Genomic DNA, 20225 nt, shown 5'->3' on the forward strand with positions numbered 1-20225 from the left:
GCCGTCTGAAATTTAATTTCAGACGGCCTTTATTTTTCAGTCCATCAATAATACAGTTGAACCAACAACAAACCGAAAGCCAGACTAAATGCCATGCTCAACAGGCCCGGAATCATGAAGCTGTGGTTGAAGATGAATTTGCCGATTTTGGTCGAGCCGGTTGTATCGAAGTCGATAGCGGCAATAATCGGACCGTAGTTCGGAATGAAGAAATAACCGTTTACCGCAACAAATGTGCCGATAATGATGGGCGCAGGAATACCCAGTTTGATGGCGATCGGAAACAGCGTTGCCACTGTCGCGCCTTGGCTATTGACCAATACCGACAAGACAAACAGGGCAAAGGCAAAGGTCCATGGTGCAGATTCAACCAAATGGCTGACTGTCGATTCCACTTCTGTTAAGTGGCCGTTCATCAAGGTATCGCCCAACCAAGCCACGCCAAACACCGCAATCACGGCACGCATACCGGCATGGAATACCGAACCTCGGGTAATCGCATCGCCATTGGGTTTACACGCCAAGATAATCAATGCAGAAGCAGACAACATCACGATTTCAATCGTATGCGCCATGCCCATAGGCTTGATCGCGCCATCGTGTTCAAAAGCCGGACGCAGCTCAGGCAGCGCACCCATCACAACTACCAGCAATGCCGCAGTCAAGAAAATACCGACTGACAATTTGGCTTTCGGCGAAATGGCGACATCGGTTTGTTGTTCCTCCACATCGATGTATTCTTTCACATAGTTCGGGTCTTTCAGCAAAGCCTGATAATGCGGATCGTCTTTCAATTCTTTGCCCAGTTTGTTTACGAACACGCAAGCCAAACCGATACCCAAAATCGTGGACGGAACAGTAACTTTCAACACATCCGCCATCGTGATGTGTTGCGGCTCAAGCATGGTAACACAGGCAACAACCGCGGCGGCAATCGGGCTGGCAACGATCGCAAATTGGGAAGCAATAACCGCCATCGTCAACGGACGGGAAGGACGGATGCCATTGCGACGGCTGACTTCGGCAATCACGGGCAAGACCGAGTAAGCCACATGGCCCGTACCTGCCAACACGGTAAAGGTATAAGTCACCGCCGGCGCGATAAAGGTGATGTATTTCGGATTGCGGTGCAACACGCGCGTGGCAATCTTAATCATATAGTCCAAACCACCGCTGGCCTGCATGGCCGCCGCGGCAGACACTACCGCCATAATCATCAGCATCACATCAATCGGCGGGCTGGTCGGCTGAAGATGGAAACCAAAAGACAATACGGCCAAGCCGATACCGCCGAGCACGCCCAAACCAATACCGCCAACCTGCGCACCAATCAGGATACACAGCAGCACAACGGCAAACTGGATAAAAAACATAGTTGACATAACAACTCCCAAAATCCGGCCTTAGCCGAAATAAAATTACAAACGGTTGGATTATAGAGTAAACCCTCTTTCCTAACCATACTTTACCTAATTATACATACTGGTCTATATCAAATAAATAATATTCTCATTTAAACACTAGGTTTTAAAAATACAAAAGAGGCCGTCTGAAAATTTTCAGACGGCCTCTATGATTTAAAAAGATGATAAGGCTATTTTCCGGCTACTTCTTCATCTTTTATAAAATCCGATACGCCATGAACACAGCGGATTTTGCGTTCCGACAAAGTTGCCTCCAACAAGGCATCGTTTTGCGGCAATGAATCGCGTTCTGCCTCATTGTGCCAGAGGTGGTACGCAATGCCGGCAAATTTCAGATTATGGCGCTTCATCCCGTTATGATAGCAACGGGCGACAAATTCGCTGTCCTCCCTGCCCCAGCCGACAAAGCTATTGTCAAACCCGTTGACGGCAAGCGCATCGCTGCGGAAAAAGCCCATATTGCAAGTTTTGATGCCTTTGTGTTTGCGGTTGCCTTTTCGGCCTGCCAATTTGGCCAAACAACGGCAGCGCAGGGCGGAAAGCCGTTTTTCTATTCCCGAGCTGAACATGGACAAGGCAGGCAAATCGCCTTCGTTCAAAATATCCTGCGTTTTTTCCGCAGTCAAAATCACGCGGGAACCCTGTATCAGACGGCCCTTTCGGGCAATCTTCAAATGATCGGCGATAAAAGACGGATTCAAGACCATATCGCCGTCAATCAACACAATATAATCGCTTTTCGCCTGCGCCAGCGCACGGTTGCGCGATTCGGCGGCACGAAAACCTCTATCCGGCTGCCATGAATGCTTGACCGGAATGCTTGTTCTGCGGCGGATAAAATCAACCACTTCGGCGGTTTCCTGCCTTGAGCCGTCATCCGCGACAATAATCTCATCCGGCAGACGGGTTTGCGATAAAGCCGATTTCAACACCAGCTCCAGAGCATCTGGGCGGTTGTAAGTGGTAATGATGAGGGAGACGGTTATCGTGCGGTTGCGCTCGTAGAGTTTGACATATTTGTAATACGAACCTTGTGCGTTGGAAACTGAAATCGTCAGGCCGTCTGCACCATAGGCAAAGCCGCGCTTGAGCAGATAGTTCTTCACAAACGATACGCCGCCATGCAGCAAAGCCTTAACCGGCGAACTGTCTTTCTTGAAGCGGTTTTCTTCCGCATACAGCGAACTGTACTGCTGCATTTTCTGAATCAGCCCTTCGGCGTTTTCAAAAGAATAATGTTTCAGACGGCCATCAAGTTGTTTAATCTTAGCTTCCTGCGGCAACACCAAAGACTCATGCACCTGACGGTCAGAAAAACGGGTAAATTTTCGATGATAAAGGCGTGGAATAATATCCGGATACCAGCCGCAGCCTTTAATCAGTCTGCCGTGGTAATGGTTCAGACGGGAAAGCGAAAAAATATGTTCCTTCTCATTTTCCAAAACGGCCGCACGAATGGATTCGATTAAAGCCTCATCCGCCACTTCATCGCTGTCTATGCTGAAAATCCAATCGTTTTGCGCCAGTCTGGCCGCCAGATTTTTCATCGGGCCAAACCCGATAAAGTCATGCTTGTAATAGCTGACATTGGGAAAGCCCTTGGCAATTTCAAAAGTACGGTCGGTCGAGCCGTTGTCCAACAGCAGGACTTCGTCAAAGTCTTTCAGCGCACTCAAAACTTCTGAAAGATAACGTTCTGAATTTTTTACCAACATGGCGGCGGTTGCCGGAATTGTGTGCATCATAAAAAGGCCGTCTGAAAAAGGAAGCTGTATTTTAACCGATATACCGCTACAATATGTCCTCCTTTTTTCAGACGGCCTGACTCATGCAGCTTATTCTTGCCCCCATGCAAGGGCTGGTGGACGATGTGATGCGCGACCTGTTGACGCGTATCGGCGGATTTGACGAATGCGTCAGCGAATTTGTCCGCATTACGCACACGGTCCACTCACGCGCCACTTGGCTTAAATATGTTCCCGAAATCGCCCATGCCAACCGCACGCCGGCCGGCACGCCCTGTACTGTCCAGCTTTTGGGCAGCGATGCGGAAAACATGGCCGTCAATGCTTTGGAAGCCGTGCGTTTCGGTGCGGACAAAATCGACCTCAACTTCGGCTGCCCCGCGCCGACGGTCAATAAACACAAAGGCGGTGCAGTCTTGCTCAAAGAGCCCGACTTGATTTACCACATCGTCCACACCCTGCGCCAACGCCTGCCACAACACATTCCGCTGACTGCCAAGATGCGGCTCGGTTATGAAGACAAAAGTCTGGCATTGGAATGCGCCTCCGCGATTGAAAACGGCGGTGCATGCGCGTTAACCGTCCATGCGCGCACCAAAGTCGAAGGCTACGAACCGCCAGCACATTGGGAATGGGTGCGCAAAATCCGCGATGCAGTCAATATTTCCGTTACTGCCAACGGCGATGTGTTCAGCCTTCAAGACTATCTCGACATTAAAACCGTCAGCGGCTGCGACAGCGTGATGCTCGGGCGCGGCGCGGTTATCCGTCCCGACTTGGCGCGGCAAATCAAGCAATATGAAAACGGCGAAACAGTCAAAGACACCGACTTTGCCGAAGTCTCCTCATGGATAGTCCAATTCTTCGACTTATGCCTTGCTAAAGAAGCCAACAACAAATATCCGGTTGCCCGTTTGAAACAGTGGCTGGGCATGATGAAAAAAGAGTTTGAACAAGCGCAGGTATTGTTTGACCGCATCCGCGCCGTCAAAGAAGCGGATGAAGTGAAACAGATTCTGCTGTCGTTTGAACAAGAGATGCATTTATGATTCAAAAAGGCCGTCTGAATTTCAGACGGCCTTTAATATGATTACTGACAGATATAATCAGCCAACAGTCTGCCTTTTTCTGCACTGGCTGCATTGGCCATATTCACATGCCTGGTCTCAGGGCCATTCTTGGATTTCAGGGCTTCGCCATATTTTCTGGCAAACTCTTTATTGGCACTGGTCACTCTTGACTCAGTGGCATCCAATATAAACCCGTCTTGCTCATATTTGCCTTGCGCAGTAATAATCAAGATATTTTCAGGTGAAGGATAATCCGGGAAATTAACATAGTTGGTAACCAGCTTGTAGGAAACGCCTTTGCCGTGTTTCATATCCTGACAGATGCCGTTAGGCGCGGTAAAGACTGCATGGCCGATACGGCCGTGGCCGAAATCGTAAAAATCGATTCTCTTCGCAGAAGCCAATTGTTTTTTATCGTTGCCGTCATTGATATTTAATGACTTGCCGTTTACCAAAAACAGGGTTGGCAACAAGGGGCTGCCATGAGAGGCTTCCAAATTATATGCTTCGCCCAACAGCTTGCCCTGACGATACACAGTCAAGACAGGCTTTTTCAGACCATTTTCCGGATTGCCGGTTTTCTTAAAAGAAATCTTCTGAAGTACATTGCCAAATTCATAATAAGGTCGCGACTGCACGCCTGTTTTCGTATCCTGCAGGGCGCTCCAGCTGCCGTCCATCGTTTGGGCGCACGCAGTCAGAGCAACAAACAGAATACCCAATAGTAAAACTTTAGAATGTTTCATTCATAAACTCCTTCTCAAGTAAACAAAAGAACGGATGTGTGCCTTTACTACCTAATTTTGTTTCTTTATTAAAATTTTAGAACTATTATACTAACTTAGCAAGGGATTAAAGAACAGGCCGTCTGAACATTCAGACGGCCTTGATTAAGCTCAAATTTTACGAAGCCAAAACGCGGTGGAACAAAATCTCATTTTCCAAATGGATATGGTCTTTCAAATCATCCACCATCTCTTTGGCCAATGTGTACAAACGGGTCCAGCTGCCGCAAGCGCCTTCGGGAAGCTCAAAATTATTGGTCAATTCTTCCAAACGCGCGATGGCTTGGTCGTGTTCTTCATGCTCGTGCATCATCACGCTGATGGGCATTGCCGCACCACGGCCCACGCCCTGATTAATCATTGGGAACAACATGCGCTCCTCTTTCATCATGTGCATCAACAGCTCGTTTTGCATATAGGCCAACAAATCAGGAACTTCGGCAGGGAAAGTATCAGCATGAACCTGCGCCACTTTTTGCGCCAGCGGAACCAACTCTTCAAACTGGGCGCGGTGGACATTGTGGTAACGCTGCAAAATATGGTCAATGGTGGAATTGAAAGGTGCGGTTTCCCAAACGGTAAAGTCGGTCATGGCTGTGTTCCTTTAAAGATTGATATTGGATGAATGTTAGACATAAGGATACACGCTGCAAACGGCTTTGTATAGTTTTTTAATTGCTTAATTAATTGATAATAAAAGTTATTTTCAAATTAAAATACCAAACAGGCCGTCTGAAACATAAAGTCAAAGTTTCAGACGGCCTGCCCTTTTCTTAAATAATCCAACGATATAAGGCAATCATTACCGGCATGGTTACCACGCAAAGCAAGGTCGTCAACCCATAAATCGCACTGGCTTTTTGGGCATTTTTGCCGTAAACAACCGCCATTTGGGTAACTGTCGAAGCGGCAGGCGAAGTCGTTGCCAAAAAGCTGATTAACACAACCGTATCCGCATGCGCATCATGATGGGCAAAACCGCAGGCTTTGACGGCGAAAAGCAATAATACCGGAATCAAAATCAGCCTTAAAAAAGCAACGAGATAAAGCCTCGGTGTCCACACAATCGAACGCAACGGCAAAGAGGCCAGCAGCATGCCCGCCACCAACATGGCAACCGGGCCAATCATACTGCCCACCGTCGCCAAAGTATTATCGACAATGTGCGGCAGCTTGATTTGAAAGGCAAACATCAGCAGCCCGACCAACATGGATAAGATGTTGATATTGGTAAAAATGGTTTTCCAAGCCACATTGCCTCGACCGCAAATCAACAGGCGCAGATGCGTCCAAAACAAAAACGTCTGCACCAAGATAAAACCAGTGGTGTAAATCACCCATTCCGGCCCAAAGACCGACATTACCAAAGGGATAATCAGGTTGCCCGAATTGCTGTACACCGTCGCCGCGTGTTCGAGCGCATCGAGTTTGAACAAGTGTTTAAACAACCTGCCTAAAACAATCAATACCACATGGAAAAACACCGCCAACATGACGGAAAGCTTCAGCCCTTCGATAATCTGCGGCGTATTGTCCATCTGAAAGGCATGAATCATGACAGACGGGCTGATCAAGTAAAGCGCGATGACCGAGAGCGTATAGCTGTTTTCCGATTTCAACAGCCCTGCCTTCACTAAGGCCACGCCCATCAAAACAATCAGCGTCAGCTCGGTAATTTTTCCGGCAAGCAGAAAAGAGGTTTCCATAACAAAAAAAGCGGCAAAAACGTTGATTTTACGCTTCTACCGCTTGGCATGCCAAATTCAGACGGCCTGAAGCCTTTTTCCAACAACCCGACATAATTTGCCCTACCGCAAAGCAAATCAATATAAATCTGTCCGTATATCCGCTATAATCAGCCATTTTCTTCAAACAGGAAACATCATGTCCCCCAGCCGTTTCAATCAAACGGGCCCCAAAATCGGCCTGAGCGTACGCCTTGCAGAAACCCAAGCTGAAATCGAAGCCGCCCAAAGATTGCGCTATCAGGTTTTTGCCCAAGAGTTAGGTGCGGAAATCGAAAGCGATGACGGCCGCGATGTCGATCCTTATGATGAACATTGCCACCACCTGCTCGCCTTTGACGATGCAACCGGCGAGGTAATCGGCTGCTACCGCCTGATTACCGAAGAAACCGCAAAAAAAGTCGGCGGTTGGTACAGCGAGCATGAATTTGATCTTGAGCCTTTGAAAGACATCCTGCCGCAAACCGTCGAACTCGGCCGCGCCTGTACCCACCCGGACTACCGCAACGGCGGCTTGGTCATGCTGTTGTGGACCGGTTTGGTCAAATTCATGAAAGACGAAAACCTGCGCTTTATGATTGGTTGCGGCAGTATCGAAATGCGTGACGGCGGCAACGATGCGGCCGGCCTGTATCATGCTTTGAAAGACAAATACCTCGCTCCGGCACAATGGTGTGTCAAACCGCTCAACCCGCTCAAATGGGACAGCATCACGCCGTCTGAAAATCCGCCTGTACCTGCCCTGATCAAAGGCTATCTCAAAGCAGGCGCGTGGTTCTGCGGCGAGCCTTGCGTCGATGAAGCGTTCAACTGCGCGGATGTGCTGATCATGATGGACATCAACCACCTTTCCGACCGCTACTTGCAGCGTTTTGCCCCTAAAGCCGATTCATAATAAAAGGCCGTCTGAAACTTCAGACGGCCTGCCTAATCTTTATAAAAACACACACAATGACCGCCAAAATCCGTTTTATCTTCCGTCTTCTCTGCATTGCCGGCTGCCTTTTATACGGCATGGCCGAAATGTTTTTTCTGTTTCCCTTTTACAGCAGCAAACGCAAACTGCGCGCGATCCAATTATGGTCGCTGCGCGTGCTCGCTTCCTGCGGCATGAAACTGCAAACTTTCGGCACGCCGCCGCAAGAAGATCGCGGTCAGCTGATTATCAGCAACCATATTTCATGGTTGGACATTATGGCGGTCAACGGTGCTTTCCCCGGCCGTTTTGTGGCTAAAGACGATGTGGCCAAATGGCCTGTGGTCGGTTATCTTGCCACACAGGCTCAAACGGTTTACGTCTCGCGCAACCGCGGCATCAAAGGCAATTCTGCCAAAATCGCCGGCGTAACCGAAGCGCTGAAAAACGGCGATACCGTCACCATTTTTCCCGAAGGCACCAGTACCGAAGGCCGTGAAATCCTGCCGTTCAAACCGAGCTTTTTTCAGACGGCCTATGATGCAGGCGTACCGATTATTCCGGCACTCTGCCGCTATCCGAATCCAGACGGCAGCAGCCCCAATCCGCACACTGCCTACTACGGCGACATCAGCCTCTGGCAATCTATCTGCATGGTCATCAGCCAGCCTTCCAACACGGTCGAACTGCATTTCCTCGATCCGATTGAAGCAGGAGAAGACCGCTACGCTACTGCGCTTCAAGTACACGCCCTGTTGAGCGAAAAGCAAAAACAGTTGGGTTGATCAAAAAAAGGCCGTCTGAATGTTCAGACGGCCTTTTCCATTATCTTATGCCTTAAGATGAATATTGAACCGAATCGCTACCGCTTTTCTTTTGAATAAATTCAATTTTGTAGCCATCTGGATCTTCAACAAACGCAATCACAGTCGTGCCGTGTTTCATCGGGCCGGCTTCGCGTACCACTTTACCTCCCATTTCTTTGACACGCTCGCACGCCGCGTAAGCATCATCGACTTCAATCGCGATATGGCCATAAGCATCGCCCAAATCGTAAGACTCGGTATCCCAGTTGTGGGTCAGTTCCAAAACAGTATGGTCCGCTTCATCGCCATAACCGACAAAAGCCAAAGTAAAACGGCCTTCGGGATAATCGCGGCGGCGCAGCAGTTGCATGTTCAATACGTTTTGATAGAAATCCAAAGAGCGTTCGAGATTGCCGACACGCAGCATAGTATGAAGCAAGCGCATGATTTTGTTCCTTTCTGAATTATGTTTGGTCATGGATTATAACACATCGGGCATTTACCCTCCCCAACTTAGAAAATGCTGATACTTAAACCTTGTGAAAATGAAGCGTATCCCTATCGCCAGTTGAATTTAATTTATTAACAAGCACACCGACTGACTAAATTGCTATAATCGCCACACTTACAACACAACACTTCAAACCGTCATGAAAACCTTTGTTCTTCCAGATACCCGCCCTTATCCGCAGAGCCCTATCAAAAACTACCTTCTGCTCAATGCCTATCAGCTGGCGCACAACTCCTCCTCCGCATCGCGCAAGCTTTCGGCCGGCCAACTGCAAACCGAAATCCGCACCATGCTCAGCCAAAACCATTACATCAACCTTTCATTGGCAATGACCATGGCGCCCGATGTCGGCACTTACACCAGCCTGATTCAAAGCGTAGGCGAAGTCCTGAAGGCAGAAAACGATAACGAAGCCCAATGGTTTGCCCTGCCTGTCGTTTTGGTCGCCGGTTGCAAAAAAGAACAAACCCTGCCGCTTACGCTGCCTACCGAAGCACTCTTCGCCTGCCTGCAAAACTACCCCAACCTGCGTACCCTCACGCAAAACACGCAATGGCTGCCTTACCTCGTCCAATCTACCGACTTGAGCAGCGTTACCCCGGGCGAGTGGTTCCAAGCCAAGCAAAACGATGAAGCGGCAGGCGCATTCCTGCAAAAATTCGAATACAAACCATTGACGCTGCCCGAAGGTCAATCCGTCCATGTTGTTTACGCGCTGGGCTACGGCAATAAAGACATTCAGACTGCCTTGGGCCTTAACCTGCAACAGGCAGGCCTGCCATTGATGCAGGTTTGGCAAGAGCATCTCGCCCTCGACGGCGTTACCCTCTTTACCAACCCGCTCTCGCCCAATACGCCGCTTGACGCGCTTACCGACGGCAGCCACACCCGCCAACGCATGGCCATGGACGTTTTTGCCACCAACGCCATCCGCGCCATCCGTATGCAAAGCCCGCGCGTCGGCGTTGTTGCCGCAGCGAAAGCGGACGGCAAGCTCCAGTTCAGCTTCAACGCGACAGACAGCGCGTTTGAAATCGTTCCGCAGACCTTCACTTGGGAGCTTGCATCAACCGACAATATCGCCATCGTTCAGCAAAACTTCCTCGACCTGATGGCCGAATGCCGAATCGAGCACCTCTACCTGCTGCACAACCCATTGGGCGAAAACGAGAACATCCCTACTTATGCCCAAGCGTTGAAACTAGAAGGCCATAATCCTTTCTTCAGCAATGTAAACTAAATTGAAAATGCAACACGCCAAGGCCGTCTGAAAACGGTTTAGCGTGTTGCATTGATTTTCAAACCTTACCGCTCATTTTCACGCATATGAAAACCCACAAAATCCTTTTCGTCTGCCTCGGCAACATCTGCCGCTCCCCTATGGCCGAATACGTCCTGCGCCACCGCGCCCGCAAAGCAGGCATGGGCAATGCCGTCATTACAGCCAGCGCAGGCACGTCAGGTTGGCACGACGGGGAAAACATGCACGAAGGCACGCGCCGTGTACTCAAACAACACGGCATCGACCCGTCAGGCTTTACCAGCAGCAAAATCAAACCCAGCGATGCCGAACATTTCGACTACATCATCGTGATGGACGACAACAACCTCAGAGAAACCGAAAAGCAGCTCGGCTTCCACCCCGGCAAAATCTTCAAACTGACCGACCTTATCCCCGATTCAGGTTACAACCACGTTCCTGATCCGTGGTACACGGGCGACTTTGACGAAACCTACCGTCTGGTCGATGCCGGCAGTTTTGCCTTGTTGGAAAAACTGAAACAGGCTTAAACCGACTTTAATAATAAAAGGCCGTCTGAACAGGTATTTGCAAAAGCCATGCTTTCGTGATTACCTGTTCAGACGGCCCTATTGATTACTGCAATCAACCTACACGATAAAACGCCAGGCTGCCCAATAAATTCGGCAGATGTTTAACCTGTCGGTTGCCCGTCATGACCGCACGCTCAAGCACGCGGATTTTGTTTTTGGCACACAGCAAATCAAAGTCTTTGAGGGTACACCAATGGATATTGGGCGTATCGTACCAATGATACGGCATCCGCTCGGAAACCGGCATATGGCCGCCAATGGCGATTTGAAAGCGGTTGCGCCAGTAGCCGAAGTTAGGGAAGCTGACAATAGCCTGCTTGGCCACGCGCATCAGGCAGCGCAGGATTTTTTCCGTGTTCTGCATCGCCTGAATGGTTTGGCTCAAGACAATCACATCAAAGCTTTGATCGCCAAAAGCCACCAAACCTTCTTCCAAATCGGCTTGAATGACGTTCACACCGCGGGATATGGCGGCAATCACGCTGTCGGTATCGATTTCAACACCGTAGCCGGTGCAATTTTTATGTTCCACCAACGCAGCCAACAGCTCGCCGTCGCCGCAGCCTAAATCGAGTACGCGGCTGCCTTCGGGTATCCAATCGTAAATGAGTTGCAAATCGTCGCGCAGATTCATTTTTGGCAGTCCTTGTAAACGTTGTTCATATAAGCGGCAACCGCGCGGATATAGGCTTCGTCTTCCATCAAGAACGCATCGTGGCCGTGATTGGATTTGACTTCAATGTACTGCACGGATTTTTGCGCGGCGATTAATGCCTTGACCAATTCATGCGAACGTTGCGGCGAAAAGCGCCAGTCGGTGCTGAAGCTGGCAACAAAAAACTTGGCCTGCACATTCTCCACAGCGCGCGTGAGGTTGTGGCCGTAATCGGCGGCCGGGTCGAAGTAGTCAAGCGCCTTGGTCATCAGCAGATAAGTGTTGGCATCAAAGCGGCCGACAAACTTGTCGCCTTGATAGCGAAGATAAGATTCCACTTCAAACTCAACGCCGTAACCATACTGATAACCGTCTGATTTTAAATCGCGGCCGAATTTTTTACCCAAGCCGTCTTCGGCAAGATAAGTGATGTGTCCCATCATGCGCGCGATACGCAAACCGCGTGAAGGAACGGTATGATGGCTGCGGTAATTGCCTTCGTGGAAATCGGGATCGGTCAAAATCGCCTGGCGGGCAACATCGTTAAACGCGATGTTTTGAGTGGAAAGTTTAGGCGCAGAAGCGATGACGAGCGCATGAGCAACGCGTTCAGGCAAAGAAATCGTCCATTGCAATGCCTGCATGCCGCCTAAGCTGCCGCCGACAATGGCCGCCCATTTTTGAATGCCGAGATAATCGGCAAGCATGGATTGGGACTTCACCCAGTCTTTGACGGTTACAACGGGGAAATCCGCGCCATATTCGCGACCGGTTTCAGGATTTTCGGATAAAGGGCCGGTACTGCCGTCGCAGCCGCCCAAGTTGTTCAAACCGACAACGAAAAAGCGTTCGGTATCGATAGGTTTGCCGGGGCCGACCATATTGTCCCACCAACCGGCGTATTTATCCTCCACGCTGTGCTTGCCGGCAACGTGATGATTGCCTGACAGGGCGTGGCAGATAAGAACGGCGTTGCTTTTGTCTGCGTTGAGCGTGCCGTAGGTTTCAATCATCAGGTCGAAACGAGGTAAGGTTTTGCCGTTTTCCAGAGCAAGCGGTGTGTCAAACGGGATTTTCTGGGGCGTTACAATGCCCACTGAGGCATTTGTTGTCATTTGTAATTTCCAAGTGAAGCGGCAAAAGGGGTATTATAACGTTTCGTCTTTGTTTTGTGCATGAGGCTTCAGACGGCCTGCCCTGATTAAAGGCAATATTTTTGGGAGAATGTGGAATGATAGGCAGGCTTTTGCGATTTTTTTTCTTTTGCGCCATAGCGGCATTGATTGTGAACCGTTTGTTCAGCCGTAAACAAAAGCGCACCATTCGTGAAATCGCCAAAATCAGCGCATGGGTATTGCTGGGCGCGGCGGCCGCTACGCTGTTTTGGTATCTGATGATGCTGTTTTTCAAGCATATTCCTAATTCTTATTGAAATAAAATATAAAAGGCCGTCTGAAAACCTTAATCCAACGTTTTCAGACGGCCTTTTGATGTCCAAATTTAAAACAGCTCTTCCGGAATCTTGCAAACCGGAATCGGGTTGACTTTGTGCTGCATGGCTTTGTGCAATCGGGTATAGATTGTCAAAACTTCGCGCTGTCTGCCTTCAAAATCTTCAGGCTTGTGGCTGTTGTACACGCTCATCGCCCATTCGAGTTCGGGATAAGATGCGCCCATTTGCTCTTCATCGGTACGCTCGATATCCCAAAGGCCGTCTGTCGGCACGGCTTTTTGAATGTCTTCCGATACGTCTAGCTCGGCTGCCAAAGCGTACACCTGAGTTTTGGTTAAATCGGCAATCGGGCTGATGTCCACGCCGCCGTCGCCGTATTTGGTGAAGAAACCGACGCCGAAATCTTCAATTTTGTTGCCCGTTCCCGCCACCAGCAAACCATGCAGCTGGCCGTAATAATAAAGCGTCGTCATGCGAAGGCGGCTGCGTGCATTGGCAAGTGCCAGCTGTTTGTTGGGAAATTCGGTTTCGCTGACATCAACGGTATCGGCAAACGTATCGAACGCCGGAGTCAAATCAACACTTTGCGCTTTTACGTTAGGATAACGCTTTTTCAGACGGCCCATGTGTTCTTGAGCGCGGTTGACTTGGTCAGATTTCTGACGAATCGGCATTTCCAACAACAAAACCGACAAACCGGTTTGCGCGGCAAGGGTGGAAACCACGGCAGAATCGATGCCGCCGGATATGCCGACGACAAAACCTTTGGCAAGCGCCTGCTCGGCGTAATCTTTGAGCCATTGAACAATATGGCGGATGATGGCTTGGGTTTGCATAGGGATAAATGTTCGCTTCAAATAAAACGAATGATAGCCTGATTTGCACTTGTCTGAAAGACGACAGGGTATAATACCCTTTTTATTTCTTGCACACACACCATGTCCAAACCCATCCTTCTGCGCTGGCTCGTCGTCTGCCTGATTCCGCTCGCCACCCTTTTGTGGTTTGCCCTCAACCCGCCCGAAGACAAAACGCAACACCTCATCAACGGCATCATCCTTGCCTGCGAAGCCACGTTCCTATTCAAGTTCGTCCTTTTTGACGTCATCAAACACCACCTCAAACAAGAGCCCGAATTGAAACGGCAAAGCATTTGGATGTTTATCCCGATTATTTTGCTGATTGTTTATTTATTCCACTATTTCGGCGCATTCTGATGTTTTCAGACGGCCTTGGGCATATTTTTCCATGAACACCACCCCACCTTATACCTGCTGGATTTTCTGCAACGTCATCGACAACTTCGGCGACATCGGCGTTTCATGGCGGCTGGCGCGTGTTTTGCAACGCGAACTCGGCTGGCAAGTGCATTTGTGGACAGACGACTTTCCGTCCCTTCAGGCACTCTGCCCTGACTTGGCCTCGATTCCCAATATCCATCAAGGCATCGGCATTCACGCTTGGCAAGCCGACTACGCCGAAGATACCGATACAGCCCCTACCCCCGACATTGTCATCGAAACCTTCGCCTGCGAACTGCCCGACAACGTTCAAACCATCATCCGCCAACACCAACCGCTTTGGCTCAACTGGGAATACCTCAGCGCGGAAGACAGCAACGAGAGGCTGCACTTAATGCCCTCGCCCCAGGCCGGCGGCATACAGAAATACTTTTGGTTTATGGGTTTCAGCGAAAAAAGCGGCGGCCTGCTGCGCGAACGCGATTACGCCGAATCGGCCGGATTTGATACGGAAGCCTTACGCCGACAACTCAAACTTCCCGCAAAAAACGCGTCCGAGTGGCTGCTTTTCGGCTATCAAAGCGATATTTGGGCAAAATGGCTGACTATGTGGCAACAGGCCGGCCAACCCATTACCCTGCTGCTTGCAGGTACACAAATCATCGCCAGTCTGAAAAACAGCGACCTAGTACCGCAAAATGCCCTGCTTGAAGACGGCGATGTGTATCAGAGCGAACACATTACCCTGATCAAAATCCCTTTTGTCCCCCAACAGGATTTCGACAAACTGCTCAACCTTGCCGACGGCGCTATCATACGCGGCGAAGACAGCTTTGTTCGCGCCCAGCTTGCCGGAAAGCCTTTCTTTTGGCACATCTATCCGCAAGAAGAAAATATCCATCTCGACAAACTGCACGCTTTTTGGGACAAAGCGCATCAGGTTTATCCGGATGTTGTCGCCACGGCACACCACCGCCTTTCCGACGAACTCAACAACGGTGATGCACTCAGCGACAGCCAGCGCCTGCAGGCATGGCAAACCCTGACTGCACACCAAAATGAATGGCGGCAAAGCGCGGCAAAATGGCGGGATGGACTTTTTGCTCAAAAAAGTGCCGTTGAAAAACTTGCCGCCTTTATTTCAAAGCACAAAAAAATACGCTAAAATAGCGCGTTTTATTACAACCGATTTGATTGGAAAACTACAATGAAAACAGCACAAGAACTGCGCGCCGGCAACGTATTCATGGTCGGCAACGATCCTATGGTCGTTCAAAAAACCGAATACATCAAAGGCGGCCGCTCTTCCGCCAAAGTCAGCATGAAACTGAAAAACCTGCTGACCGGTGCCGCTTCTGAAACCATTTACAAAGCCGACGACAAATTCGACGTCGTTATCCTGTCCCGCAAAAACTGTACTTACAGCTACTTTGCCGATCCTATGTACGTCTTCATGGACGAAGAATTCAACCAATACGAAATCGAAGCCGACAACATCGGCGACGCGTTGAAATTCATCGTTGACGGTATGGAAGACCAATGCGAAGTTACTTTCTACGAAGGCAACCCAATCTCCGTAGAATTGCCTACCATCATCGTTCGCGAAGTTGAATACACCGAGCCTGCCGTTAAAGGCGATACCTCCGGTAAAGTGATGAAAACCGCGCGTCTGGTCGGCGGCACTGAAATCCAAGTGATGTCTTATATCGAAAACGGTGACAAAATCGAAATCGATACCCGTACCGGCGAATTCCGCAAACGTGCTTAATCAGCCCGTAACACAAAAAGGCCGTCTGAATATTCAGACGGCCTTTTTATCAATCTACCTTATTGTTTCTTCAAGCCCTTGGCTGCAACAGTCGCAATCGTACCGTCAATGCCTTTGCTCTTAATCAGCTCGCCAAATTGGTTGCGGTATACCGTTACCAAGCTGGTACCGTCCACGCGGATATTGTAAATCTTATACGCACCGCCACTTTGGTAAAGCTGGTAGGCCACTTCATACTTGGTGCCTTTTTTGGTCTGAATTTCCGAGAAAACGTCAAACTTATTGCCGTTTGCCGTCATCTTCGGCAACAGGCGTACATTCGCATCCGCCGCACCAATCAGTGCAGAATGCGAGTACATCGCAATCACCATGTCTTTGAATGCACGGATAAAATCAGTTTTCTGTTTGGCAGAAAATTCACGCCATGGCGCGCCGACAGCCAAAGCCGAAATACGTTCATAATCCAAATAACGGTTGGCATACTGCTCAACCTGTTTCACACGTTGCGCTTCTGTCAAAGAAGTATTGCGTGCAATTTTCAGCACAGCATCAATATTCTGCTGCATCTGCTTTTGCGCAGGATGCGTTTCCGCCGCCACATAGGGCGCGGCAATCACCATCGGCGCGGCCACAATCAAAGTCTGAAGAAAACGGTTCATGACGATATCCATCCAAAATAAAACCGCATTTTAAAAACAATCTATTCCAAAAAACTTAATTCTTTGTAAAAGCAGTCATGAGCAATGAAAAATCCTGCAATCAAATTTCAGACGGCCTGATAAAAATAAGATAACATGTGAACACTATTTTAAAAGGAAAAAGCCATGCCCTACGTCAACATCAAAGTAACCGGCGGCAACGAAGCCCCGAGTGCGGAACAAAAAGCCGAATTAATTCGCGGCGTCACCGAAATACTCTCACGCGTTCTCAACAAAAATCCCGAGACGACCGTCGTCGTCATCGACGAAATCAATATGGACAACTGGGGCATAGGCGGTAAAAGCGTGACGGTTCGCCGTGCTGAAGCGCGCAATAAGTAAGCTTTGGACGTCTGAAGCTCTTTTAATTTACCCACAAAAAGAGTACATTTATCCCATTGTTAACAATTTTACGGAACACACATCATGGAGAAATTCCCTAAATCATCCAAACTGGATCACGTTTGCTACGATATTCGCGGCCCAGTTCACAAAAAAGCCCTGCAACTGGAAGAAGAAGGCAACAAAATCCTCAAGCTCAATATCGGCAATCCGGCTCCGTTTGGCTTTGAAGCGCCTGACGAAATTTTGGTTGACGTCATCCGCAACCTGCCGACTTCGCAAGGCTATTGCGACTCCAAAGGCCTTTACTCCGCACGCAAAGCCATCGTCCACTACTACCAAACCAAAGGACTGCTCGACGTTACCGTCAACGATGTTTACATCGGCAACGGCGTGTCCGAGCTGATCACCATGTCCATGCAGGCATTGCTCAACGACGGCGATGAAATCCTGATTCCCGCACCGGACTATCCTTTGTGGACCGCCGCCGCAACACTGGCAGGCGGTACCGTCCGCCATTATCTATGCGACGAAGAAAACAACTGGTTCCCCAACCTGGCCGATATGGAAGCCAAAATTACACCGAAAACCAAAGCCATAGTCATCATCAACCCCAACAACCCTACCGGCGCGGTGTACAGCAAAGAAATCCTGCTCGAAATCGCCGAACTGGCGCGTAAACACGGCCTGATTATTTTCGCCGACGAAATTTACGACAAAATTCTTTACGACGGTGCCGTACACCATCACATTGCCGCCCTCGCCCCCGACTTGCTGACCATTACGTTTAACGGCCTCTCCAAAGCCTACCGCGTGGCCGGTTTCCGCCAAGGCTGGATGGTGCTCAACGGCCCGAAACATCATGCCAAGGGCTATATCGAAGGCCTCGACATGCTCTCGTCGATGCGCCTTTGTGCCACCACACCCATGCAACACGCCATTCAGACGGCCTTGGGCGGATACCAAAGCATCAACGAATTCCTCCTCCCCGGCGGCCGCCTGCTCGAGCAACGCAACAAAGCATGGGAACTGGTCAACCAGATTCCGGGCATATCCTGCGTCAAACCCATGGGCGCATTGTATATGTTCCCCAAAATCGATACCGAAATGTACAGTATCCATGACGACATGAAATTCATCTACGACTTACTCGTACGTGAAAAAGTCCTGTTCGTCCAAGGCACAGGCTTTAACTGGATACGCCCCGACCACTTCCGTATCGTTACCCTGCCGCCCGTTCATCAAATCGAAGAAGCCATGGACAAACTCAAACGCTTCTTGCAAAACTACCATCAATAAACCTAAGCCAAACAGGCCGTCTGAAAAAGCAAACTGCTATTCAGACGGCCTTTTCAATCAATCGGTAACTTGGCAAAGCACGCTGACATGCGTATAATCGACTTTTCCTATCTGGGGGCGATCTTGGTTTCGACGGGGGTTGCAAAGCAGATGCGGGCATACCGGGGTCTCAGATTTCCCGTTAAACACTGAATTTAAATAGTCGCAAACGACGAAACTTACGCACTGGCCGCTTAAGGCCTGCCGTTGCTGCAGTTGGTCAATGGGCTGTGTAGCGCAAGCTACCGCAACGTCATTCTACATTGACTGGTTTTCTGTCGGGTTACTTGGCAGGAAACGAGATTTAAGGTAACTGGTTCTCTGAAGGCCTGTTGGTCGGCATGATGGGAACGAGATTCTAAATAGACACAACTAAGTATGTAGAACGCTCTGTAGAGGACTTTCGGACGGGGGTTCGATTCCCCCCGCCTCCACCAGATTTAAAGCGCAAACTTTTGATATAAAAAGGTTTGCGCTTTTTTATAAACTTAAACAGGCCGTCTGAAACTTTTCAGACGGCCTGTTTCTATCTCAAATATCTGAGCGAAAAACGTTTTCTTTCGATACATTGCCAATAGTGTTTTGCTTAAAAAATTTCAGCCTTACATTTTTCTATCTGATTTCATATTCATTTTACGATGCGGCCTAACCGTTACACTCAAGGGCAGATGATCTGACAAATACTGCCAGTCTTTACTGTTGTGAATTTCAGAATCGATGACATCAAGATTGCGCGTATAAATGCGGTCGAGGCTGAGGATAGGCAGGCGTGAGGGGAAGGTTTTGGGGCGTTTGCCTGTATTATCGACGAATACTTCGTTCAAATCTAATGCCCTGCCCAGCTCACGCGCTGATTTCTGCCGCCAGTCATTGAAATCGCCGGCGATAATCAACGGGCTTTCCGGACGAATGTATCGGCCAACGTAGTCGCTGATGGCGCGGTATTGTTTAAGGCGGTCAGGCTCGCGCAGGTTGAGGTGGACACACAAACACACCAGCGGATCTTCCCAACCTTCGGGCACGACTTCGCAATGCAACAGGCCACGTTGTTCGAGTTTATTGACGCTGATGTTGAGGTTGTTTTCCGTTTTCAGTGGCAGGCGGCTGAGAATGGCGTTGCCGTGGTGTCGTTTGGGATAGACGGCATTTTTGCCGTAGCTGCGATGATAATCGAGGCTGTCGCCGATGATGTCGTAATGCGGTGCATCGGGGAAGTCGGTACGGCGGCTTCTGTTGAGATGTTGTCCTTGGACTTCTTGTAAAAACAAAACGTCCGAACCCAATGCACCCAGCGCGTCAGCCATGCGGTTGACCTGCACTTTGCGGTTGAGCGCGGACATGCCTTTGTGCATATTGTAGGAAGTAATGGTAACTGGACGGGGAGACATGATGTGTGATGAAGCGGTTTATTTGTTTCAGTATAGCACCGGAGCGTGTGGTTTTACGGCAATTTTGGTTATACTTGTTTAAAGAATAAAACGGCGTTTTGACAGGGAATTTCCCAATCAAAACGCCTTCTGTTTTTCAGACGGCCTTACGTCCGAATCAGTTGTTGATTACTTCGACATTGGTTTCAAAAGTAACGGTATGTTGGTATTTAGATGCGGTTTTGCGTTTCGGATAAGGATATTTGGAAACGCTTTTCACTGCGCGTTCGTCTATTTCAGGATTGCCACTGGATTGAATGATATTCACACGATCGACATTACCGGCAGGAGTTGTGAAGACATCCATCAAAACGGTTTTAACGCTGCCGTTTTGCGCTTTCATGGCTTTCATGGCTTCCAGGGTTTCGGTATCGGCTGCTTGTGCGGTACCGAATACAGCGACAAACAACAGGGCTGAGGCGAGGAGTTTAGTCGTTTTCATGTTTTAGTCCTTATTAGGGTTGTGGT

At 49.3% G+C, this 20225-nt stretch carries 23 protein-coding genes and 1 other RNA gene; 12 read left to right on the forward strand and 12 right to left on the reverse strand.

What is annotated here, in order from left to right:
• Nucleotides 1-44 precede the first annotated feature (44 nt).
• Together ACTHTG_RS01410 and ACTHTG_RS01415 are read right to left on the reverse strand one after the other, a co-directional pair.
• Nucleotides 45-1373 carry an anaerobic C4-dicarboxylate transporter family protein gene (locus ACTHTG_RS01410; protein WP_049333380.1) on the reverse strand — a complete coding sequence of 443 codons (1329 nt, stop codon included), beginning with the start codon at nucleotides 1371-1373 and terminating at the stop codon, nucleotides 45-47.
• Nucleotides 1374-1594: 221 nt separating this feature from the next.
• The gene (locus tag ACTHTG_RS01415; RefSeq protein WP_440360491.1) at nucleotides 1595-3169 is read right to left on the reverse strand and encodes a glycosyltransferase family 2 protein; all 1575 of its coding nucleotides are present in this window, start codon (nucleotides 3167-3169) and stop codon (nucleotides 1595-1597) included.
• 83 nt (nucleotides 3170-3252) lie between these two features.
• Between ACTHTG_RS01415 and ACTHTG_RS01420 the strand changes: the two genes are divergently transcribed.
• A complete protein-coding gene (locus tag ACTHTG_RS01420; RefSeq protein ID WP_070587787.1) occupies nucleotides 3253-4218 on the forward strand; it encodes a tRNA dihydrouridine synthase in 966 nt (321 codons plus the stop codon).
• Nucleotides 4219-4259: 41 nt separating this feature from the next.
• Here the strand turns inward: ACTHTG_RS01420 and ACTHTG_RS01425 are convergent, their stop codons facing one another.
• The 3 genes from ACTHTG_RS01425 to ACTHTG_RS01435 all read right to left on the reverse strand — a co-directional run bounded on the left by ACTHTG_RS01425 (nucleotide 4260) and on the right by ACTHTG_RS01435 (nucleotide 6730).
• A complete protein-coding gene (locus ACTHTG_RS01425; protein WP_308538307.1) occupies nucleotides 4260-4985 on the reverse strand; it encodes a hypothetical protein in 726 nt (241 codons plus the stop codon).
• 157 nt (nucleotides 4986-5142) lie between these two features.
• Nucleotides 5143-5616, reverse strand: coding sequence for an iron-sulfur cluster repair protein DnrN (gene dnrN, locus ACTHTG_RS01430; RefSeq protein ID WP_004519850.1), 474 nt, complete (start codon nucleotides 5614-5616; stop codon nucleotides 5143-5145).
• 181 nt (nucleotides 5617-5797) lie between these two features.
• Nucleotides 5798-6730 (reverse strand): AEC family transporter, encoded by a 933-nt coding sequence (locus tag ACTHTG_RS01435; protein WP_049336531.1) that lies wholly within the window; start codon nucleotides 6728-6730, stop codon nucleotides 5798-5800.
• 178 nt (nucleotides 6731-6908) lie between these two features.
• Between ACTHTG_RS01435 and ACTHTG_RS01440 the strand changes: the two genes are divergently transcribed.
• Nucleotides 6909-7664, forward strand: coding sequence for a GNAT family N-acetyltransferase (locus ACTHTG_RS01440; protein ID WP_004519852.1), 756 nt, complete (start codon nucleotides 6909-6911; stop codon nucleotides 7662-7664).
• A gap of 56 nt (nucleotides 7665-7720) precedes the next feature.
• A complete protein-coding gene (locus tag ACTHTG_RS01445) occupies nucleotides 7721-8470 on the forward strand; it encodes a lysophospholipid acyltransferase family protein (protein WP_004519853.1) in 750 nt (249 codons plus the stop codon).
• Between the two features lie 52 nt (nucleotides 8471-8522).
• On the opposite strand, the gene gloA is transcribed toward ACTHTG_RS01445, so the two are convergent.
• Nucleotides 8523-8936 carry a lactoylglutathione lyase gene (gene gloA, locus ACTHTG_RS01450; RefSeq protein ID WP_003685011.1) on the reverse strand — a complete coding sequence of 138 codons (414 nt, stop codon included), beginning with the start codon at nucleotides 8934-8936 and terminating at the stop codon, nucleotides 8523-8525.
• Between the two features lie 205 nt (nucleotides 8937-9141).
• On the opposite strand from gloA, the gene ACTHTG_RS01455 reads away from it, so the two are divergent.
• Together ACTHTG_RS01455 and ACTHTG_RS01460 are read left to right on the forward strand one after the other, a co-directional pair.
• Nucleotides 9142-10242 (forward strand): hypothetical protein, encoded by a 1101-nt coding sequence (locus ACTHTG_RS01455; protein ID WP_003685151.1) that lies wholly within the window; start codon nucleotides 9142-9144, stop codon nucleotides 10240-10242.
• 86 nt (nucleotides 10243-10328) lie between these two features.
• On the forward strand, nucleotides 10329-10793 hold the full coding sequence (locus ACTHTG_RS01460) for a low molecular weight protein-tyrosine-phosphatase (RefSeq protein WP_049344703.1): 465 nt from the start codon (nucleotides 10329-10331) through the stop codon (nucleotides 10791-10793).
• 94 nt (nucleotides 10794-10887) lie between these two features.
• Here the strand turns inward: ACTHTG_RS01460 and metW are convergent, their stop codons facing one another.
• Both metW and metX read right to left on the reverse strand, forming a co-directional pair.
• Entirely contained in the window at nucleotides 10888-11469 is a 582-nt protein-coding gene (gene metW / locus ACTHTG_RS01465; protein ID WP_049329691.1) for a methionine biosynthesis protein MetW, read from the reverse strand.
• Nucleotides 11466-12605 (reverse strand): homoserine O-succinyltransferase MetX, encoded by a 1140-nt coding sequence (gene metX, locus ACTHTG_RS01470; RefSeq protein ID WP_049336341.1) that lies wholly within the window; start codon nucleotides 12603-12605, stop codon nucleotides 11466-11468. Before metX ends, metW begins: the two co-directional genes overlap by 4 nt.
• Nucleotides 12606-12721: 116 nt before the next feature.
• Here metX and ACTHTG_RS01475 point away from each other — a divergent pair, with 116 nt between their 5' ends.
• On the forward strand, nucleotides 12722-12922 hold the full coding sequence (locus ACTHTG_RS01475) for a protein MIGRI (RefSeq protein ID WP_003682450.1): 201 nt from the start codon (nucleotides 12722-12724) through the stop codon (nucleotides 12920-12922).
• A 68-nt stretch (nucleotides 12923-12990) separates the two neighbouring features.
• On the opposite strand, the gene nadE is transcribed toward ACTHTG_RS01475, so the two are convergent.
• On the reverse strand, nucleotides 12991-13779 hold the full coding sequence (gene nadE / locus ACTHTG_RS01480) for an NAD(+) synthase (RefSeq protein WP_049336338.1): 789 nt from the start codon (nucleotides 13777-13779) through the stop codon (nucleotides 12991-12993).
• A gap of 102 nt (nucleotides 13780-13881) precedes the next feature.
• Here nadE and ACTHTG_RS01485 point away from each other — a divergent pair, with 102 nt between their 5' ends.
• The 3 genes from ACTHTG_RS01485 to efp are packed head-to-tail and all read left to right on the forward strand — an operon-like array spanning nucleotide 13882 to nucleotide 15952.
• Nucleotides 13882-14160 (forward strand): hypothetical protein, encoded by a 279-nt coding sequence (locus ACTHTG_RS01485; protein ID WP_004519862.1) that lies wholly within the window; start codon nucleotides 13882-13884, stop codon nucleotides 14158-14160.
• Nucleotides 14161-14191: 31 nt separating this feature from the next.
• Nucleotides 14192-15349 carry an elongation factor P maturation arginine rhamnosyltransferase EarP gene (gene earP / locus ACTHTG_RS01490; RefSeq protein WP_049336336.1) on the forward strand — a complete coding sequence of 386 codons (1158 nt, stop codon included), beginning with the start codon at nucleotides 14192-14194 and terminating at the stop codon, nucleotides 15347-15349.
• A gap of 42 nt (nucleotides 15350-15391) precedes the next feature.
• Complete coding sequence (gene efp / locus ACTHTG_RS01495; protein WP_002213793.1) at nucleotides 15392-15952, forward strand: elongation factor P; 561 nt, start codon at nucleotides 15392-15394, stop codon at nucleotides 15950-15952.
• Between the two features lie 59 nt (nucleotides 15953-16011).
• On the opposite strand, the gene ACTHTG_RS01500 is transcribed toward efp, so the two are convergent.
• Nucleotides 16012-16611: an MlaC/ttg2D family ABC transporter substrate-binding protein gene (locus ACTHTG_RS01500; protein ID WP_039862173.1), complete on the reverse strand. Its 600-nt coding sequence runs from the start codon at nucleotides 16609-16611 to the stop codon at nucleotides 16012-16014.
• A gap of 165 nt (nucleotides 16612-16776) precedes the next feature.
• Here ACTHTG_RS01500 and ACTHTG_RS01505 point away from each other — a divergent pair, with 165 nt between their 5' ends.
• From ACTHTG_RS01505 to ssrA, 3 genes are all read left to right on the forward strand, one after another.
• On the forward strand, nucleotides 16777-16992 hold the full coding sequence (locus tag ACTHTG_RS01505; protein ID WP_440360492.1) for a tautomerase family protein: 216 nt from the start codon (nucleotides 16777-16779) through the stop codon (nucleotides 16990-16992).
• 84 nt (nucleotides 16993-17076) lie between these two features.
• Nucleotides 17077-18291 carry a pyridoxal phosphate-dependent aminotransferase gene (locus tag ACTHTG_RS01510; protein WP_440360493.1) on the forward strand — a complete coding sequence of 405 codons (1215 nt, stop codon included), beginning with the start codon at nucleotides 17077-17079 and terminating at the stop codon, nucleotides 18289-18291.
• A gap of 113 nt (nucleotides 18292-18404) precedes the next feature.
• Nucleotides 18405-18767: a transfer-messenger RNA gene (gene ssrA / locus ACTHTG_RS01515) on the forward strand.
• 165 nt (nucleotides 18768-18932) lie between these two features.
• Here ssrA and ACTHTG_RS01520 read toward each other — a convergent pair.
• Together ACTHTG_RS01520 and ACTHTG_RS01525 are read right to left on the reverse strand one after the other, a co-directional pair.
• Complete coding sequence (locus ACTHTG_RS01520; protein WP_440360494.1) at nucleotides 18933-19718, reverse strand: endonuclease/exonuclease/phosphatase family protein; 786 nt, start codon at nucleotides 19716-19718, stop codon at nucleotides 18933-18935.
• A gap of 157 nt (nucleotides 19719-19875) precedes the next feature.
• The gene (locus tag ACTHTG_RS01525) at nucleotides 19876-20199 is read right to left on the reverse strand and encodes a TonB family protein (protein WP_440360495.1); all 324 of its coding nucleotides are present in this window, start codon (nucleotides 20197-20199) and stop codon (nucleotides 19876-19878) included.
• Between the last annotated feature and the right edge of the window lie 26 nt (nucleotides 20200-20225).

Origin of the sequence: Neisseria sp. P0017.S009 (genome assembly GCF_051957375.1) — a bacterium.
Taxonomy (GTDB): Bacteria; Pseudomonadota; Gammaproteobacteria; order Burkholderiales; family Neisseriaceae; genus Neisseria; species Neisseria perflava.

What these genes read in the sequence shown, in the direction of transcription:
- ACTHTG_RS01410 (WP_049333380.1), bottom strand. Translation starts at nt 1,373, where the DNA reads ATGTTTTTTATCCAGTTTGCCGTTGTGCTGCTGTGTATCCTGATTGGT.
- ACTHTG_RS01415 (WP_440360491.1), bottom strand. Translation starts at nt 3,169, where the DNA reads ATGATGCACACAATTCCGGCAACCGCCGCCATGTTGGTAAAAAATTCA.
- ACTHTG_RS01420 (WP_070587787.1), top strand. Translation starts at nt 3,253, where the DNA reads ATGCAGCTTATTCTTGCCCCCATGCAAGGGCTGGTGGACGATGTGATG.
- ACTHTG_RS01425 (WP_308538307.1), bottom strand. Translation starts at nt 4,985, where the DNA reads ATGAAACATTCTAAAGTTTTACTATTGGGTATTCTGTTTGTTGCTCTG.
- dnrN (WP_004519850.1), bottom strand. Translation starts at nt 5,616, where the DNA reads ATGACCGACTTTACCGTTTGGGAAACCGCACCTTTCAATTCCACCATT.
- ACTHTG_RS01435 (WP_049336531.1), bottom strand. Translation starts at nt 6,730, where the DNA reads ATGGAAACCTCTTTTCTGCTTGCCGGAAAAATTACCGAGCTGACGCTG.
- ACTHTG_RS01440 (WP_004519852.1), top strand. Translation starts at nt 6,909, where the DNA reads ATGTCCCCCAGCCGTTTCAATCAAACGGGCCCCAAAATCGGCCTGAGC.
- ACTHTG_RS01445 (WP_004519853.1), top strand. Translation starts at nt 7,721, where the DNA reads ATGACCGCCAAAATCCGTTTTATCTTCCGTCTTCTCTGCATTGCCGGC.
- gloA (WP_003685011.1), bottom strand. Translation starts at nt 8,936, where the DNA reads ATGCGCTTGCTTCATACTATGCTGCGTGTCGGCAATCTCGAACGCTCT.
- ACTHTG_RS01455 (WP_003685151.1), top strand. Translation starts at nt 9,142, where the DNA reads ATGAAAACCTTTGTTCTTCCAGATACCCGCCCTTATCCGCAGAGCCCT.
- ACTHTG_RS01460 (WP_049344703.1), top strand. Translation starts at nt 10,329, where the DNA reads ATGAAAACCCACAAAATCCTTTTCGTCTGCCTCGGCAACATCTGCCGC.
- metW (WP_049329691.1), bottom strand. Translation starts at nt 11,469, where the DNA reads ATGAATCTGCGCGACGATTTGCAACTCATTTACGATTGGATACCCGAA.
- metX (WP_049336341.1), bottom strand. Translation starts at nt 12,605, where the DNA reads ATGACAACAAATGCCTCAGTGGGCATTGTAACGCCCCAGAAAATCCCG.
- ACTHTG_RS01475 (WP_003682450.1), top strand. Translation starts at nt 12,722, where the DNA reads ATGATAGGCAGGCTTTTGCGATTTTTTTTCTTTTGCGCCATAGCGGCA.
- nadE (WP_049336338.1), bottom strand. Translation starts at nt 13,779, where the DNA reads ATGCAAACCCAAGCCATCATCCGCCATATTGTTCAATGGCTCAAAGAT.
- ACTHTG_RS01485 (WP_004519862.1), top strand. Translation starts at nt 13,882, where the DNA reads ATGTCCAAACCCATCCTTCTGCGCTGGCTCGTCGTCTGCCTGATTCCG.
- earP (WP_049336336.1), top strand. Translation starts at nt 14,192, where the DNA reads ATGAACACCACCCCACCTTATACCTGCTGGATTTTCTGCAACGTCATC.
- efp (WP_002213793.1), top strand. Translation starts at nt 15,392, where the DNA reads ATGAAAACAGCACAAGAACTGCGCGCCGGCAACGTATTCATGGTCGGC.
- ACTHTG_RS01500 (WP_039862173.1), bottom strand. Translation starts at nt 16,611, where the DNA reads ATGAACCGTTTTCTTCAGACTTTGATTGTGGCCGCGCCGATGGTGATT.
- ACTHTG_RS01505 (WP_440360492.1), top strand. Translation starts at nt 16,777, where the DNA reads ATGCCCTACGTCAACATCAAAGTAACCGGCGGCAACGAAGCCCCGAGT.
- ACTHTG_RS01510 (WP_440360493.1), top strand. Translation starts at nt 17,077, where the DNA reads ATGGAGAAATTCCCTAAATCATCCAAACTGGATCACGTTTGCTACGAT.
- ACTHTG_RS01520 (WP_440360494.1), bottom strand. Translation starts at nt 19,718, where the DNA reads ATGTCTCCCCGTCCAGTTACCATTACTTCCTACAATATGCACAAAGGC.
- ACTHTG_RS01525 (WP_440360495.1), bottom strand. Translation starts at nt 20,199, where the DNA reads ATGAAAACGACTAAACTCCTCGCCTCAGCCCTGTTGTTTGTCGCTGTA.